We start from the raw sequence: 13,681 nt of genomic DNA, 5'->3' as shown, positions 1-13,681 counted from the left end.
CGCAATGCCGCGCATTGCCCGCAGCGCGCGGCATTGCCTCCAGCGCACGGCATTGCCACGCGGCCGGCGTATTTACGTCACGAACCAGCGCTCCATCACGCCTCGCTCGGGCGGAGGGCTCACCTTGACCCTCGCGCGGGGGCGCCGGAAGATGGCGGAGCCATGCTCATCCTCGGGATCAACGCCTACCACGGCGATGCGTCGGCAGCCCTGCTCGTCGACGGCCAGCTCGTCGCGGCGGCGGAGGAGGAGCGGTTCAGCAGGATCAAGCACTGCGCGGGCTTCCCGCGGCTGGCGGTCGAGTACTGCCTCGGCGCCGCCGGCGCGCGGGTCGAGGACATCGATCACATCGCGATCAGCCGCGACACGAGGGCGCACCTCGGCGACAAGCTCCTCTACGCGCTGACGCGGCGCTCGCCGGCGGGGCTCCTCAAGGGCTCGCTCGGCGCGAGCGACCCGAAGGTGCACCTCGGCGCCGCGCTCGGCGTCGACCCGAAGCGCATCCGCGCCGCGTCGCACAGCGTCGAGCACCACCGCGCGCACCTCGCCTCCGCGTTCTTCCCCTCGGGCTTCGACGAGGCGGCGGTCCTGTCCATCGACGCCTTCGGCGACTTCGTCAGCACGATGTGGGCGCGCGGCCGCGGCAACAAGCTGGAGATCCTCCGGCACGTCGGCTTCCCCCACTCGCTCGGGCTGTTCTACTCGGGCCTGACGCAGTACCTCGGGTTCCCCAAGTTCGGCGACGAGTACAAGGTCATGGGGCTGTCGGCCTACGGCCAGCCGGATCTGCTCGACAAGCTGCGGCAGGTGGTGCGCGTCAAGGACGGGGCGTTCGAGCTGGGGCTCGAGTACTTCCAGCACCACACGAAGGGCATCGCGATGACCTGGGAGGGCGAGCCCCGCTACGGCCCCATCCACTCCGAGCGCCTGATCGACCTGCTCGGCCCCGCCCGCAGCCCGAAGAGCGGGATGGAAGATCGCTTCATGGCGGTCGCCGCCTCGACGCAGGCGGCGTTCGAGGAGGTCTACTTCGAGCTGCTCGCGACGGCGAAGCACCTCACCGGCTCGCCGCGCCTCGCCCTCGCGGGCGGCTGCGCCTACAACAGCGTGGCCGCCGGGAAGATCCGGCCGAAGGGGCTGTTCGACGACGTCTTCATCCAGCCCGCGGCCGGCGACGCGGGCACGTCGTTCGGCGCGGCGCTCTACGTCCACCACCACAAGCTCGACAACCCGCGCGGCTTCCACCAGACGCACAGCTACTTCGGCCCGGCCTTCTCGCAGGAGACCATCGACGAGCTGCTCCGGAAGGAGCAGGTCGCGTTCGAGACCCTCCCCGACGAGGACCTGATCCCCCGCGTCGCCAGGGCGATCAGCGAGGGCAAGGTGGTCGGCTGGTTCCAGGGGCGGATGGAGTACGGCCCGCGCGCGCTCGGCAACCGCAGCATCCTCTGCGACCCGCGGCGGCCGGACATCAAGGACGCGATGAACGAGCGGATCAAGCGCCGCGAGATGTTCCGCCCCTTCGCGCCGGCGCTGCCCCTCGAGCGCGTCGGCGACTACTTCGAGCAGACCTCGCCGGACCCGTTCATGGTCAAGGTCTACAAGATCAAGCCCGAGCGCCGCGCCGAGATCCCCGCCGTGACCCACGTCGACGGCACGGGGCGCCTCCAGACGGTGACCGCCCAGGAGAACCCGCGCTACCACGCGCTCCTCAGCGAGTTCGGCCGGCAGACGGGCACGCCCGTCCTCCTGAACACCTCCTTCAACGCGAGCGAGCCGATCGTTTGCACCCCAAAGGAAGCGCTCGACTGCTTCCTCCGGACCAAGATGGACGTGCTCGTGCTCGAGCGGGCCTACCTCGAGCGCGCGCCGGCCCTCTAGGCAGACCGCGCGCGCTCCGGGGAGGCCGCGAAAAGCCCGCCGGAAGCGGCCGTGGAGGCGCGGCCGAAAGTTCGTGGTTGACGTGGAGCGAGGGGACGGCAAATGGGCGTCCCCGGCATGTGGAAGAACGGGACGCAGGGCGCCCTGCCCCACCTCGACGGAGCGCCGGTGCAACCGGCTCCGACGACCGGGGGTGCTTGGACGCCTTGCCTCGAGCATGATGCCGGCCCGCCGCGCGGCGTGCGCGCGGACCTGGTACCCCATGGGCCCACGGCGCTGCATGCGCTCACGGCCCCTCCTGCGTAAGGGTCCGCGCCGCGGCGGCCCAGGCGGTCAAAGAGGATGGATGCGAATCGGATGAAGCTCGTACTCGAAGACGGCACGACCATGACGGGCCGGTGCTTCGGCGCCCCGCGCGCGGTGAGCGGCGAGGTCGTCTTCAACACCGGCATGACGGGGTACGTCGAGACGCTCACGGATCCCTCGTACAGAGGTCAGATCCTGACGATCACGTACCCGCTCGTGGGCAGCTACGGCGTGCCCGCGCCGCGCAAAGCAGGCAGCGTCGACGGGCCCTACGAGGCCGACCGCATCCAGGTGCAGGGGCTCGTGGTCCAGAGCTACGTGGAGCGCTACAGCCACCACGCCGCGGTCCGCTCGCTCGGCGCCTGGCTGGCCAGCGAGGGCATCCCGGCGATCACGGGGATCGACACGCGCACGCTGACGCGGCGGCTCCGGGAGGTCGGGACGATGAAGGGCTGGCTGTGCCCGGCCGAGATGGACCTGGAGCGGGTGAAGCGCTCGGCCGAGGCCGTGGACATGCGCGAGGAGGTGTTCCGCCTCGTCTCGCCCCGCGAGCCCATCACGTACGAGGGCGGCCCCCTGAAGGTGCTCCTCATCGACGCGGGCGCGAAGGACAACATCGTCCGCTCGCTCCTGCGGCGCGGGGTCACCGTCATCCGCGCCCCGTACCACGCGCCCATCGCCGAGCTCGCCGAGAGCGCCGACGGCGTCCTCATCGGCAACGGCCCCGGCGACCCGAAGGACCTCGGCCAGCTCGTCGCCGCGGTGCGCGGCCTGCTCGGGACCTACACGAAGCCGCTCTTCGGCATCTGCCTCGGCAACCAGATCCTCGCGCTGGCCGCCGGCGGCGACACCTTCAAGCTGCCGTACGGCCACCGCGGCGTGAACCAGCCGGTGCAGGACCTCCTGAGCCGCCGCTGTTACGTCACGAGCCAGAACCACGGGTACGCGGTGAAGCACGAGTCGCTGCCCGCCGAGTGGGAGCCCTGGTTCGTCAACATCAACGACGGCACCAACGAGGGCATCCGCTCGCGGCTCCGCCCCTTCTTCAGCGTCCAGTTCCACCCCGAGGCGACGCCCGGGCCCGAGGACGCGGGCTACCTGTTCGACGACTTCCTCCGCCTCTGCGGCGCGATGAAGGGGTCCTCCGATTCGCGACTCAAGACCGCGGGGGCCGCTGCCGCGGAGCCCCGCGCCACCCCCACCGCAGGAAGGAGCTGAGCCATGTACGGCGCGTATCTCCCCAAGAAACCCCGGCGCGTCCTCGTGCTCGGCTCCGGCGCGCTCCAGATCGGTCAGGCCGGCGAGTTCGACTACTCGGGATCGCAGGCGATCAAGGCCCTCAAGGAAGAGGGGATCGCCACCGTCCTCGTGAACCCCAACATCGCCACCATCCAGACGAGCGAGGGGCTCGCCGACCGCATCCACCTCTGCGCGGTCACCCCGGAGTTCGTCGAGCGGATCATCGTGAAGGAGGAGGTCGACGCGATCGCCCTCTCCTTCGGCGGGCAGACGGCGCTCAACTGCGGGCTCGAGCTCCACGACTCGGGCATCCTCGACAAGTACGGCGTGCGGGTGCTCGGCACGCCGATCAAGGCGATCCGCGACACCGAGGACCGGCGGCTCTTCATCGAGCGCCTCGACGAGATCGGCGTGAAGACCGCCCGCAGCCGCGCCTGCCGCTCGGCGGCCGAGGCCATGGTGGCGGCGCGCGAGATCGGGTTCCCCGTGATGCTCCGCGGCGGCTACGCGCTCGGCGGCAAGGGCAGCGGCATCGTCGAGAGCGAGCGCGACCTCGAGGACGCCGTGCGCCGCGGCTTCGCCGGCGGCGTGCCCCAGGTGCTCGTCGAGGAGTGCCTCCGCGGCTGGAAGGAGATCGAGTACGAGGTCGTCCGCGACGGGCGCGACAACTGCATCACCGTCTGCAACATGGAGAACCTCGACCCGATGGGGATCCATACCGGGGAGTCGATCGTCGTCGCCCCGTCGCAGACGCTGAACGACGAGGAGTACCAGCTCCTCCGCTCGGTCGCGCTGAAGACGATCCGCCACCTCGGCATCGTGGGCGAGTGCAACATCCAGTACGCGCTCGACCCGCACAGCGCCGATTACCGGGTCATCGAGGTGAACGCGCGCCTCTCCCGGTCGAGCGCCCTCGCCAGCAAGGCGACGGGCTACCCGCTCGCCTACGTCGCCGCGAAGATCGCCGTCGGCTACACCATGCCGGAGATCGCCAACGCGATCACCCGCAGGACGACCGCGTTCTTCGAGCCGGCGCTCGACTACCTCGTCTGCAAGGTCCCGCGCTGGGACCTCGGCAAGTTCCGCGGCGCCTCGATGCGGATCGGCAGCGAGATGAAGAGCGTCGGCGAGGTCATGGCCATCGGCAGGACGTTCCCCGAGGTCATCCAGAAGGCGCTCCGCATGCTCGACATCGGGGTGAAGGGGCTCGACCCCGACGCGTTCACCTTCAAGGACCTCCGCGACGAGCTGCAGAACGCGACGCCGCTCCGGATCTTCGCCGTGGCCCGCGCGCTCCAGGAGGGGATGTCGGTCGACGAGATCCACAACCTCACCAAGATCGACCGGTGGTTCTTGAACCAGATCGAGCCGATCGTCCGGATGCACCGGGACCTGAAGACGCTCAAGGTCGCCGTCCCCGCGCAGTCCGACAAGGCCGCGCAGGAGCCGGCGCTCGAGGAGGCGACGCTCCGGGAGGCGAAGCAGCTCGGCTTCAGCGACCGGATGATCGGCACGCTGACCGGCGCGCCGCGGGGCTCGATCCGGGAGGCCAGGAAGCGGCACGGCGTCGTGCCGCACCTCGCGCAGATCGACACGCTCGCGGCCGAGTTCCCCGCCGAGACGAACTACCTCTATTCGAGCTACCACGCGTCGGCCACGGACGTCGCGCCGTCCTGGCGGAAGAAGATCATGGTGCTCGGCTCCGGCGCCTACCGCATCGGATCGAGCGTCGAGTTCGACTGGTGCTGCGTCAACGCGATCCGCGCGGCCTCGGAGCTCGGCTACGAGACCATGATGCTGAACTACAACCCGGAGACGGTCAGCACCGACTACGACACGTGCGACAAGCTGGTCTTCGACGAGATCAGCTTCGAGACGGTGCTCGACATCTACGAGCGGGAGCAGCCCTACGGCATCGTGGTCAGCATGGGCGGGCAGGTCCCGAACAACCTGGCGCTCCGGCTGCACGAGGCGGGGGCGCGCATCCTCGGCACGAGCCCGGGGAGCATCGACACCGCCGAGGACCGGAAGAAGTTCAGCGATCTGCTGGACCGGCTGGAGATCGACCAGCCGCGCTGGGCGCACGTCGTCGACGCGGGCCAGGCGGGCGAGATCGTGAACAAGCTCGGCGGCTTCCCTGTCCTCGTCCGGCCGAGCTACGTGCTGAGCGGCGCGGCCATGAGCGTGGCGCACGAGCCCAACGAGCTCGATCGCATCCTCGCCCGGGCCAAGGCCGTCTCCCCCGCCTACCCCGTTGTCGTGTCCAAGTTCGAGACCCACGCCCGCGAGGTGGAGATCGACGCGGTCGCCGACCGCGGGGAGATCATCCTCTGGGCGATCAGCGAGCACATCGAGAACGCCGGCGTCCACAGCGGCGACGCGACGCTCGTCCTGCCCCCGCAGTCGCTCTACATCGCGACGATCCGCAGGATCAAGCAGATCGCCCAGCAGGTGGCGCGGTCGCTCTCGATCACCGGGCCGTTCAACATGCAGTTCTTGGCCAAGCACAACACGGTCAAGGTGATCGAGTGCAACCTGCGCGCGTCGCGGAGCTTCCCCTTCGTGTCGAAGGTCACGGGGAACAACTTCGTCCGGGAGGCGATGCGCAGGATGCTCGGCGTGTCGCAGCCGGTCGAGAACCGCGGGCTCGACCTCGATTACGTCGGGGTGAAGGCGCCGATGTTCTCGTTCTCGCGCCTCGTGGGGGCCGATCCGATGCTCGGCGTCGAGATGGCGAGCACCGGCGAGGTCGGCTGCTTCGGCGACGACATGCACGAGGCGCTCCTGCACTCGCTGCTCGCGACCGGCTTCAGGTTCCCCAAGAAGGGCGTGTTGCTGTCGCTCGGGCCGCTCGAGGACAAGTACTGGTTCGCCGACGAGGCCCGCGTCATCGCCGAGCACCTGAAGCTCCCCATCTTCGCGACGCCGGGCACGGCCGAGGCGCTCCGGGCGCTCGGGCTCGAGTGCACGAGCCTCGCGAAGCAGCCCGACGAGGGGGAGACGGCGATGAGCGCCATCGAGCAGGGGAAGGTGGATCTCGTGATCAACATCCCCCGCGAGTACGACCAGCTCGGCCGCCCGGACGGCTACCTGATCCGGCGGCGCGCTGTCGACGCGAACATCCCGCTCCTCACGGACCTCCAGCTCGCGCGGGCGGTCATCGGGGCGATGCGCGCGAAGAGGATCGAGGATCTGCGGACTCTGTCCTACGACGAGTACCTCGCGCGGAGCCCGGTGGCGCTCAGGTGACCTGAAGCGCTGGCGCGGCGAAGAGCGGCTCCGGGTGGCTCGGGAGGTTGTACCGAGCCGCCCGGCCCCGCGACGGGCACTCCCCCATGGGGCCGGCTGCCCTCCCGAGAGCAGAATCAAGACCGGCCCTCTCCGCGCCCCGCGACGGATGCCCCCGCACGGGGCCTGCCGACTCCATCAGAGCAGAGGTGGGTGCACGAACCCAGACGGCAGGCTCGCCCTCAGTCGTTCGTGACGATGAACCAGCCGTTCACCATGCCGTTGCCGGTCGACGTGGTCGATCCCAGGATCGCGCTGGTCCCCTCATTGCGGACGCACATGCCGACATTCCACTCGCCCTCCGGCAGCACCGTCGTGGCAGAGACCGAGTAGGTTGTGCGGGTCGGCGTGAAGTAGTGGCTCGCGAAGGTGCCGCCGAAGAAGTTGACGATCTCGCCGGTGCCGCGCCGCTGGTAACAGAGGCCGAGCGGGGCGACGAACGCAGCGCGTGACGGCTGCAGCCCGAGCGGCGCAGAGGCCGATCCGGTCACGCGCTGGTTGCCGGTGATGGTCACCGACCCCGGGGGGCCGACGAAGACATAGGCGGCGCTGCCACCCTCAAAAAGGGGAGCCATGTTGCCCGCAATCGCGATCGTCAGGACCACACCCGTCGGCCCCTGAGGCCCTGTTGCGCCCACTGGCCCGGTCGGTCCCTCGGGTCCCATCGGTCCCTCGGGTCCCATTGGCCCTTCGGGTCCCATCGGCCCCTCCGGTCCAATGGGCCCTTCGGGTCCCATTGGCCCTTCGGGTCCCATCGGTCCCATCGGCCCCTCGGGCCCCATCGGCCCCTCGGGCCCCATCGGCCCCCTCTCGCCGGGCAGGCCAGCCGGCCCCTCGGGCCCTGTCGCGCCCACGGGCCCCTCAGGCCCCTTCGGCCCTGTCGGTCCCTGGGGCCCTGTCGAACCCTGGGGCCCTGTCGGTCCCTCCGGCCCTGTCGGTCCCTGGGGCCCTGTCGGTCCCTCCGGCCCTGTCGGTCCCTGGGGCCCTGTCGGACCCGCCGGTCCCATCGGCCCCGCGATTCCGCTCGAGTTGCCCACCCAGTTGCCGCTCTCGTCGATGACGACCCTGCCGCCGATCTTCACCAGCTTCGGCGTGATCTCACCAACAGCGTTGTTCGCGACCATCGCATACGGGACGCTCCCGATCGAAGCGCGGGGCTCCATCTCCTGATCGTCCCCGACCGTGATTCCGATGTAGCGAACCGAGCCGTCAAAGACCTTCGCGGATTGCTCCTCGGTGAAGTCGAGCACGGTGGAGAAAAAGCCTTCGTCGAACGAGAGCGCGATCACCTCGCTCCAGAGCGGCTCGTCGTCGTCCTCGGCGGCATAGATGGCGAACGTCACCGAGAGGACGTCATTGACCGGCTCGCCGTTGGCCGTGAAGAGCCGCCCCTGATGCGAGATCTGCATCGGCACGGCGGCGGCCGCGCCGCGCACGAGGCCGACGGAGGCGGCGAGAAGAACACCCATCGCGAGGACACGCCGTCCCATCCCGTTCATGGCACGCTCCCGTTCGCCCCGACCAGACCGCCCTGCACGCGGTAACTCGGTGAGGTCGTCTTTCCCTGATTCTGCGTCGGCTGACCGAGCGTGAAGACCATGCGATAGCTCGGACTCCTCACGACCTTCCCCGCGCTGACCATCTCGCCCGCGGCGATGCCCCGATCCCCCACCTCGGGACGCCCACCTGCCCCACCTCCGCCCGCCGAAGCCACAGGATCGCCTGCACCGGCCCCGCCGGCCCCCCCGAGACCCTCACCCCCCGACCCGGCCCCAGGCACGGACACGTCGGGACTGCCACAGCTACAGCCAGGAGACACGGCGAGCGATGCAACAGTCAGGCCTAGCCACACCGGGAATTGCAGTCGCGCCATCAACGTGTTCCCCTCTGCTTCCGGGGCTTACGATCCGGACCAGGAAGGTACGCGCCCGGCCACCAAGGTTCAATCTATTCCCGAGCCATTGTGATACATCGCCGCTTTACGTCGGGGTCGACAGGCGGCGCCACGGGCTCGAAAGCGCGCCGACACGCTCACGCCGCGATCGCAGGGCGATGTCCGAGGCGAGCTGAACGCCGAGAATCCTGGCCCCGCCGGCGGAATGCCCTCGTCCCACCCTCTCCTGCCCTCCGCGCGAGCGCGCGGTAGCAGCTCCCGCCAAGCGCTGCCCCCGCGCTCCGAGCCGATGGGCCCGCCTTCAGCCGCGCCCGGAGCGCCGCGACCGGCGGTGCGTCCGCGGCGCGCACATGCCTCTCCACAGCGGTATCCGCCCCACCTCGCCCACGTGCCGAGCGGCGGTCACCCGCACAGGAGACGGGCCCAGATCGGCGTTTTCGGCGCGCAAGCGCACTCCGGTGCGCTGAGCACCGAAAACGCCGAGATGGGCCCGTATCCGAAGCGGGTGACCGTCGCTCTAAAGATCGTCGCAGACCGGGGCCGCCTCGCCAGGCCCCTCGCCTGCGACGCCCGGCTGGCCCTGCGCCCCGCCGCCGCTGTGCAGCTCCTCCGAGATCGCCCCGGGGTTGAACGTCATGAACCACCGGAGCGACCACCAGAGCAGGTTGAACCAGGCCGGCACAGGCAGCCTGCGCGTCGCCCCGACCTCGGCGAGCCCCGCCGCCGCGAAGACGACCGGCAAGATGGTGCCCAGATCCGCGCGGTAATCCATCGCCTCGCGCACGTCGGCGTTGATCCCGGCAAAGGCGTGCGCGACCGCGCGGGCGACGCGCGTCGGACCAGGGTGCCCCTCGGGCCGCGGCGCGCCGAGCGGGTGGCCGTCGTCCTCGCGCGCCCCGTCGACCAGCCCGGCGAGCCGGGCGCGGAGCCGCTCCGGATCGAGCCCGCCCTCGGAGCGCTCGACGATCACCGAGCCCGTCATCGGACGGATCGAGACGACCTCGCAGGCCGGATCGGCCGCGAGCTGCTCCGCGATCCGCTCGCACACCCGACGATGGCCGGCCAGCGCCGGCGCGCGCAGGCGGACGCGCCGCTCCAGGGCGTGGACGACGAGGACCGCCGGCGACGTCATGACGACGGCTCGCCGTGGAGCTCCGAGGCGCCGTTGCTCTTGCGCGCAGCCCGCTCACCGCGCGCCCCGCCCGCGGCCTTCTGCCGCACACGCTCGGTGACCTCGGCGAAGAGATCCTCGACGTGCTCCCGCTGGCGCTCTAGCAAGCCAAGGCCCAGCCTGCTCAGGTGGAGCCCGAGCGCCGCGATCTCGACGACCACCGGCCGGAGGTGCTGCTTCTTGCCCATCAGGAGGACGGCCGTGCCGACCCCCAGGGCGAACGACGGTGGATGGAACTTCATGATGCCATGTCTCCCTTGCGCAGCCCGGCGACGCGCGCGGCGCGCACGCCTTGCTTGCGTCTCGCGGCCGCCCCCGCATCCTCGCCTGCGCCCTGGTCCGTTTCCGCTTCCGCTCTCGCGTCTGCTGCTTCCGCTTCTGCTGACGCGTCCGATTCGGCTTCTGACTCCGAGCCCGACTCCGATTCCGACTCCGACTCCGACTCCGATTCCGATTCCGACTCCAATTCCGCTTCCGCTTCCGCTTCCACGCGCCTGCCGTTGACGATCACGATCTCCCGGCCAGCGCTCGCGGAGCGCCCCAGAGGACCGCGGAGCAGCGCGGGAAGCGCGCCCACGGCCACGGCGAGCGCGAGCTCCCCGGCGCGGAGGCGCTGCGCCCCCAGCAGGCGGCCCAGGGACCTGGAGCCGAGCGCGAGCGCCTGGAGCGCGGACGTGGCGGCGAGCGCGCGGGCCACGTGCGGGCTGTCCCGGCGGAGCGCGGCCGCCGCAGCGCCCTCCCCGGCGCCGGCGCGGCAGGCCAGGATGTGGAGCAGCTGCGCGGTCACCAGCGCCGTGAACGCCCTCGTCCCCGCGGTGGCCCGGCCGCCGAGCGCGTACGCCGACAGCGACGCGCCGGACATCGCGGCCGCGTCGACGCCCAGCGCGCGGAGATCGGCCGCGCCGAGCAGCCGCGCCGCAGGGTCGCGCGGGGGGCGCCGCATGACGCCGGCCTCGGCCGGCTCGAGCGCGAGCGCGAGCGCCGGCGCCACGTCGGTGAGCAGGTTGATCCAGAGCAGCTGCAGCGGCGTGAGCGGCGAGGCGCCGCAGAGGGCGCCGACGAGCATCGTGAGGACCTCGCTCGCGTTCGTCGCGACGAAGTAGGCGATCGCCCGGCGGACGTTGTCGTGCAGCCGCCGCCCCTCGCGGACCGCCTCGGTGAGGCTCGGCAGATCGTCCTCGGCGAGGACCACGTCGGCCACGGCCCGCGCGATGTCGGTGCCGCGCTTGCCCATGGCCACGCCGACGTCGGCCGCCTTGAGCGCGGGCCCGTCGTTCACGCCGTCGCCCGTCATCGCCACGATCGCGCCGCCCTGCTGGAGCGCCCGCACGATGTCGAGCTTGGCCTCCGGGGTGACCCGGCTGTGCACGGCGTCCGGCGGGATGCCGAGCTCGACGCCGATCGCGCGCGCGGTCCGCTCCTGGTCGCCCGTGAGCATCAGGGTGCGGATGCCGGCGCCGGAGAGGGCCTCGAGCGCCTCCCGCACGCCGGGGCGCGGCGGGTCGCGGAGGCCGACGAGGCCGGCAAACTCGAGCGGAGCGTCGTTGTCCGGCCGGCCGTTCTGCCGCCACGCGAGCGCGAGCACGCGCAGCCCCCGTGAGGCCATCGCGTCGTTGTGCCGGAGCACCTCGCCGCGCTCGTCGCCGGCCCCCTCGCGCGGCGGCGGCGCGTCGCAGCGCGCGACGACCTGCTCGGGGGCGCCCTTCACGAGCTCGATGTGCCCGAGCTCCGGGTGGTCGTGGACCGTCACCATGAACGCCCGCTCGGCCGAGCGCCGCGCCTCGCTCACGCGCCGCGCCGCGAGGCGCCGCGCCGACACGGGGTAGCCGGCGGCGAGCGCGAACTCCACGAGGGCGCGCTCGGTGCCGCTGCCCTGGACGACCTTGCCCGCCTCGCTCAGCTCGACGTCGGCGTTGAGGGCGGCGATGCGCGCGAGCGCGTGCACGCGCGGGGCGGCGGCGTCGACCTCGCGCCCGTCCTCACCGATCAGCGCGATCCCGCGCCCAGGCCCCGCGCCGCCGCCGCGGCGCGGGGCGCGCTCCACCCGCAGGGCGCCCTCGCCCGGGAGGAAGATCTCGGCCACCTGCATCCGGTTCTCGGTGAGCGTGCCTGTCTTGTCGGCGCAGACGACGCTCACCGCGCCGAGCGTCTCGGCGGCGGCGAGGCGGCGGATCACGATGCCGGAGCCGCGCAGGCGGCGGCTCGCGAGCGCGAGCGCCGTGGTGCCCACGGTGGGGAACCCCTCGGGGATGGCGGCGACGCCGAGCGCGACGGCGCTCCGCAAGAGCGCCCGGAGCGGCCTCCGGCGCGCGAGGCCGACGACCATCACCGCCGACGAGCTCGCGAGCGCGAAGGTCGCGAGGCGCCGGCCGATCCAGGCGAGCTCCTGCTCGAGCGGCGGGGTGCGCTCGGACTCGCGGGAGAGCGCGCGCTGGATGTCGCCGAGCGCGGTCCACCGGCCCGTCGCGACGACCACCGCCGCCCCCTCGCCCGAAGCGATCGTGGTGCCGGCGTACACCATGCCGCGGCGCTCGGCGAGCGGCGCGCCGCCGTCGACCCTCGCGGCGCACTTCTCGGCGGGCTCGCTCTCGCCGGTCAGCGTGCTCTCGTCGGCGGCGAGGCCGTGCGCGTCGACGACGCGCGCGTCCGCCGCGACCGGCTCGCCGGCGCGCAGCGCGAGCACGTCGCCCGGCACGATCTCCGACGCGGCGAGCCGCTGCTCGCGCCCGTCGCGCACGACGCGCGCCCACCCGACGCGGAGGTCGCCCCACGCGTGCAGGAGCTCCTCGGCGCGCGACTCCGTGTACGTGCCGATCGCGGCGTTCGCGCCGACGACGAGGAGGACGGCGCCGGCGTCGATCATGTCGCCGAGCGCGAGCGACAGGCCCGCCGCGCCGAGGAGCATCGCCGTGGGCACCGTGAAGACCTGCCCGGCGAGGATCTCGATCGACGAGCGGGTCGCGACGCCGGCGAGCTCGTTCGGGCCGACCGCGCGGAGGCGGCGGCGCGCCTCGGCGCCGGGGAGCCCCTCGCGCGGATCGACGCCGAGCGCGCGGGCGACCTCGCCCGCGTCCTCCGCGTGGGCGCAGAGCACCACGTCGACGCGGCCGGCGCGCTCGCCTCCGCCCTGCCCGGCCGGCGCGCCCTCACCCTGCCCGGCCGGCGCGCCCTCACCCTGCCCGGCCGGCGCGCCCTCACCCTGCCCGGCCGGCGCGCCCTCACCCTGCCCGGCCGGCGCGCCCTCACCCTGCCCGGCCGGCGCGCCCTCACCCTGCCCGGCCGGCGCGCCCTCACCCTGCCCGGCCGGCGCGCCCTGGCTCCCCCAGGCCCGCGCCTGCCACGCACGGCGCTCGCCCTCGCCCGCCGTACCCTCGCGCGGGCGCGCGTAGCGGCGCGCCGCGCGCACGAGCGCGCCCACGCCCTCGGCCATGGCCCGCACGGCGCGGCGCGCGGACGGCGGCGGCGGGGCGCCGGGCGCGGCGTGGGCGCCGAGCACGAGCGCGGCCTCGTCGGCCGCGTCCTCCCCCACGCGCACGAGCACCCGCCCGGTGCGCGCGCTCGCCCGCGCGGACACGACGCCGGGGATCGCCGCGAGGTCGCGCTCGATGCGCGCGGCGCGCGCAGCGTCTCCGAAGAGGCCGGCCACCTCCGCGCGCACCCGCGCGATCCCGGCGGGCCCGTGCAGATCGCGCCCAGGCGTGCGATCCGCGCGAGCGCGCCGCCGCGCGCCGCCGCCGCGGCCCCTGCGCCCGCCACGAAGATCGATCCAGCCCGTGCCCCGACGCTCCATGATCCTCCGCGCTGAGGCGGAGGCCTTTTCAAAGGTCGAGCCAGCGCCTGTGTGCGAGCGAGCCACATCGAGCCGCCGGGCCGGCGCGGCGGCGCGCCCGCGCCCTCGTTGC

General features: G+C 72.6%; 7 protein-coding genes. 3 read left to right on the top strand and 4 right to left on the bottom strand.

The window, feature by feature from the left end:
* Window positions 1–162 precede the first annotated feature (162 nt).
* The 3 genes from WMF45_RS13960 (at window position 163) to carB (ending at window position 6,675) form a co-directional block, all read left to right on the top strand.
* Window positions 163–1,881 carry a carbamoyltransferase family protein gene (locus tag WMF45_RS13960; RefSeq protein WP_437717390.1) on the top strand — a complete coding sequence of 573 codons (1,719 nt, stop codon included), beginning with the start codon at window positions 163–165 and terminating at the stop codon, window positions 1,879–1,881.
* A gap of 357 nt (window positions 1,882–2,238) precedes the next feature.
* A complete protein-coding gene (gene carA / locus WMF45_RS13955; RefSeq protein ID WP_437717389.1) occupies window positions 2,239–3,405 on the top strand; it encodes a glutamine-hydrolyzing carbamoyl-phosphate synthase small subunit in 1,167 nt (388 codons plus the stop codon).
* Between the two features lie 3 nt (window positions 3,406–3,408).
* Entirely contained in the window at window positions 3,409–6,675 is a 3,267-nt protein-coding gene (carB, locus tag WMF45_RS13950) for a carbamoyl-phosphate synthase (glutamine-hydrolyzing) large subunit (RefSeq protein ID WP_437717388.1), read from the top strand.
* 221 nt (window positions 6,676–6,896) lie between these two features.
* Here the strand turns inward: carB and WMF45_RS13945 are convergent, their stop codons facing one another.
* The 4 genes from WMF45_RS13945 to WMF45_RS13930 form a co-directional block, all read right to left on the bottom strand.
* On the bottom strand, window positions 6,897–8,213 hold the full coding sequence (locus WMF45_RS13945; RefSeq protein WP_437717387.1) for a collagen-like protein: 1,317 nt from the start codon (window positions 8,211–8,213) through the stop codon (window positions 6,897–6,899).
* Between the two features lie 912 nt (window positions 8,214–9,125).
* Window positions 9,126–9,740, bottom strand: a complete 615-nt coding sequence (locus WMF45_RS13940) for an HMA2 domain-containing protein (RefSeq protein ID WP_437717386.1) — start codon at window positions 9,738–9,740, stop codon at window positions 9,126–9,128.
* Entirely contained in the window at window positions 9,737–10,021 is a 285-nt protein-coding gene (locus WMF45_RS13935) for a hypothetical protein (protein ID WP_437717385.1), read from the bottom strand. Before WMF45_RS13935 ends, WMF45_RS13940 begins: the two co-directional genes overlap by 4 nt.
* The gene (locus tag WMF45_RS13930; protein ID WP_437717384.1) at window positions 10,018–13,569 is read right to left on the bottom strand and encodes an HAD-IC family P-type ATPase; all 3,552 of its coding nucleotides are present in this window, start codon (window positions 13,567–13,569) and stop codon (window positions 10,018–10,020) included. Before WMF45_RS13930 ends, WMF45_RS13935 begins: the two co-directional genes overlap by 4 nt.
* Between the last annotated feature and the right edge of the window lie 112 nt (window positions 13,570–13,681).

Origin of the sequence: Sorangium sp. So ce448 (genome assembly GCF_051520915.1) — a bacterium.
GTDB lineage: Bacteria > Myxococcota_A > Polyangia > Polyangiales > Polyangiaceae > Sorangium > Sorangium cellulosum_B.
The sequence above is the reverse complement of the archived record's forward strand: the minus strand, read 5'-3'. Positions and strand labels throughout refer to the sequence as shown.

Bases quoted from the DNA above. Each gene is read 5' to 3' on its own strand.
- WMF45_RS13960 (WP_437717390.1), top strand. From the start codon at position 163: ATGCTCATCCTCGGGATCAACGCCTACCACGGCGATGCGTCGGCAGCC.
- carA (WP_437717389.1), top strand. From the start codon at position 2,239: ATGAAGCTCGTACTCGAAGACGGCACGACCATGACGGGCCGGTGCTTC.
- carB (WP_437717388.1), top strand. From the start codon at position 3,409: ATGTACGGCGCGTATCTCCCCAAGAAACCCCGGCGCGTCCTCGTGCTC.
- WMF45_RS13945 (WP_437717387.1), bottom strand. From the start codon at position 8,213: ATGAACGGGATGGGACGGCGTGTCCTCGCGATGGGTGTTCTTCTCGCC.
- WMF45_RS13940 (WP_437717386.1), bottom strand. From the start codon at position 9,740: ATGACGTCGCCGGCGGTCCTCGTCGTCCACGCCCTGGAGCGGCGCGTC.
- WMF45_RS13935 (WP_437717385.1), bottom strand. From the start codon at position 10,021: ATGAAGTTCCATCCACCGTCGTTCGCCCTGGGGGTCGGCACGGCCGTC.
- WMF45_RS13930 (WP_437717384.1), bottom strand. From the start codon at position 13,569: ATGGAGCGTCGGGGCACGGGCTGGATCGATCTTCGTGGCGGGCGCAGG.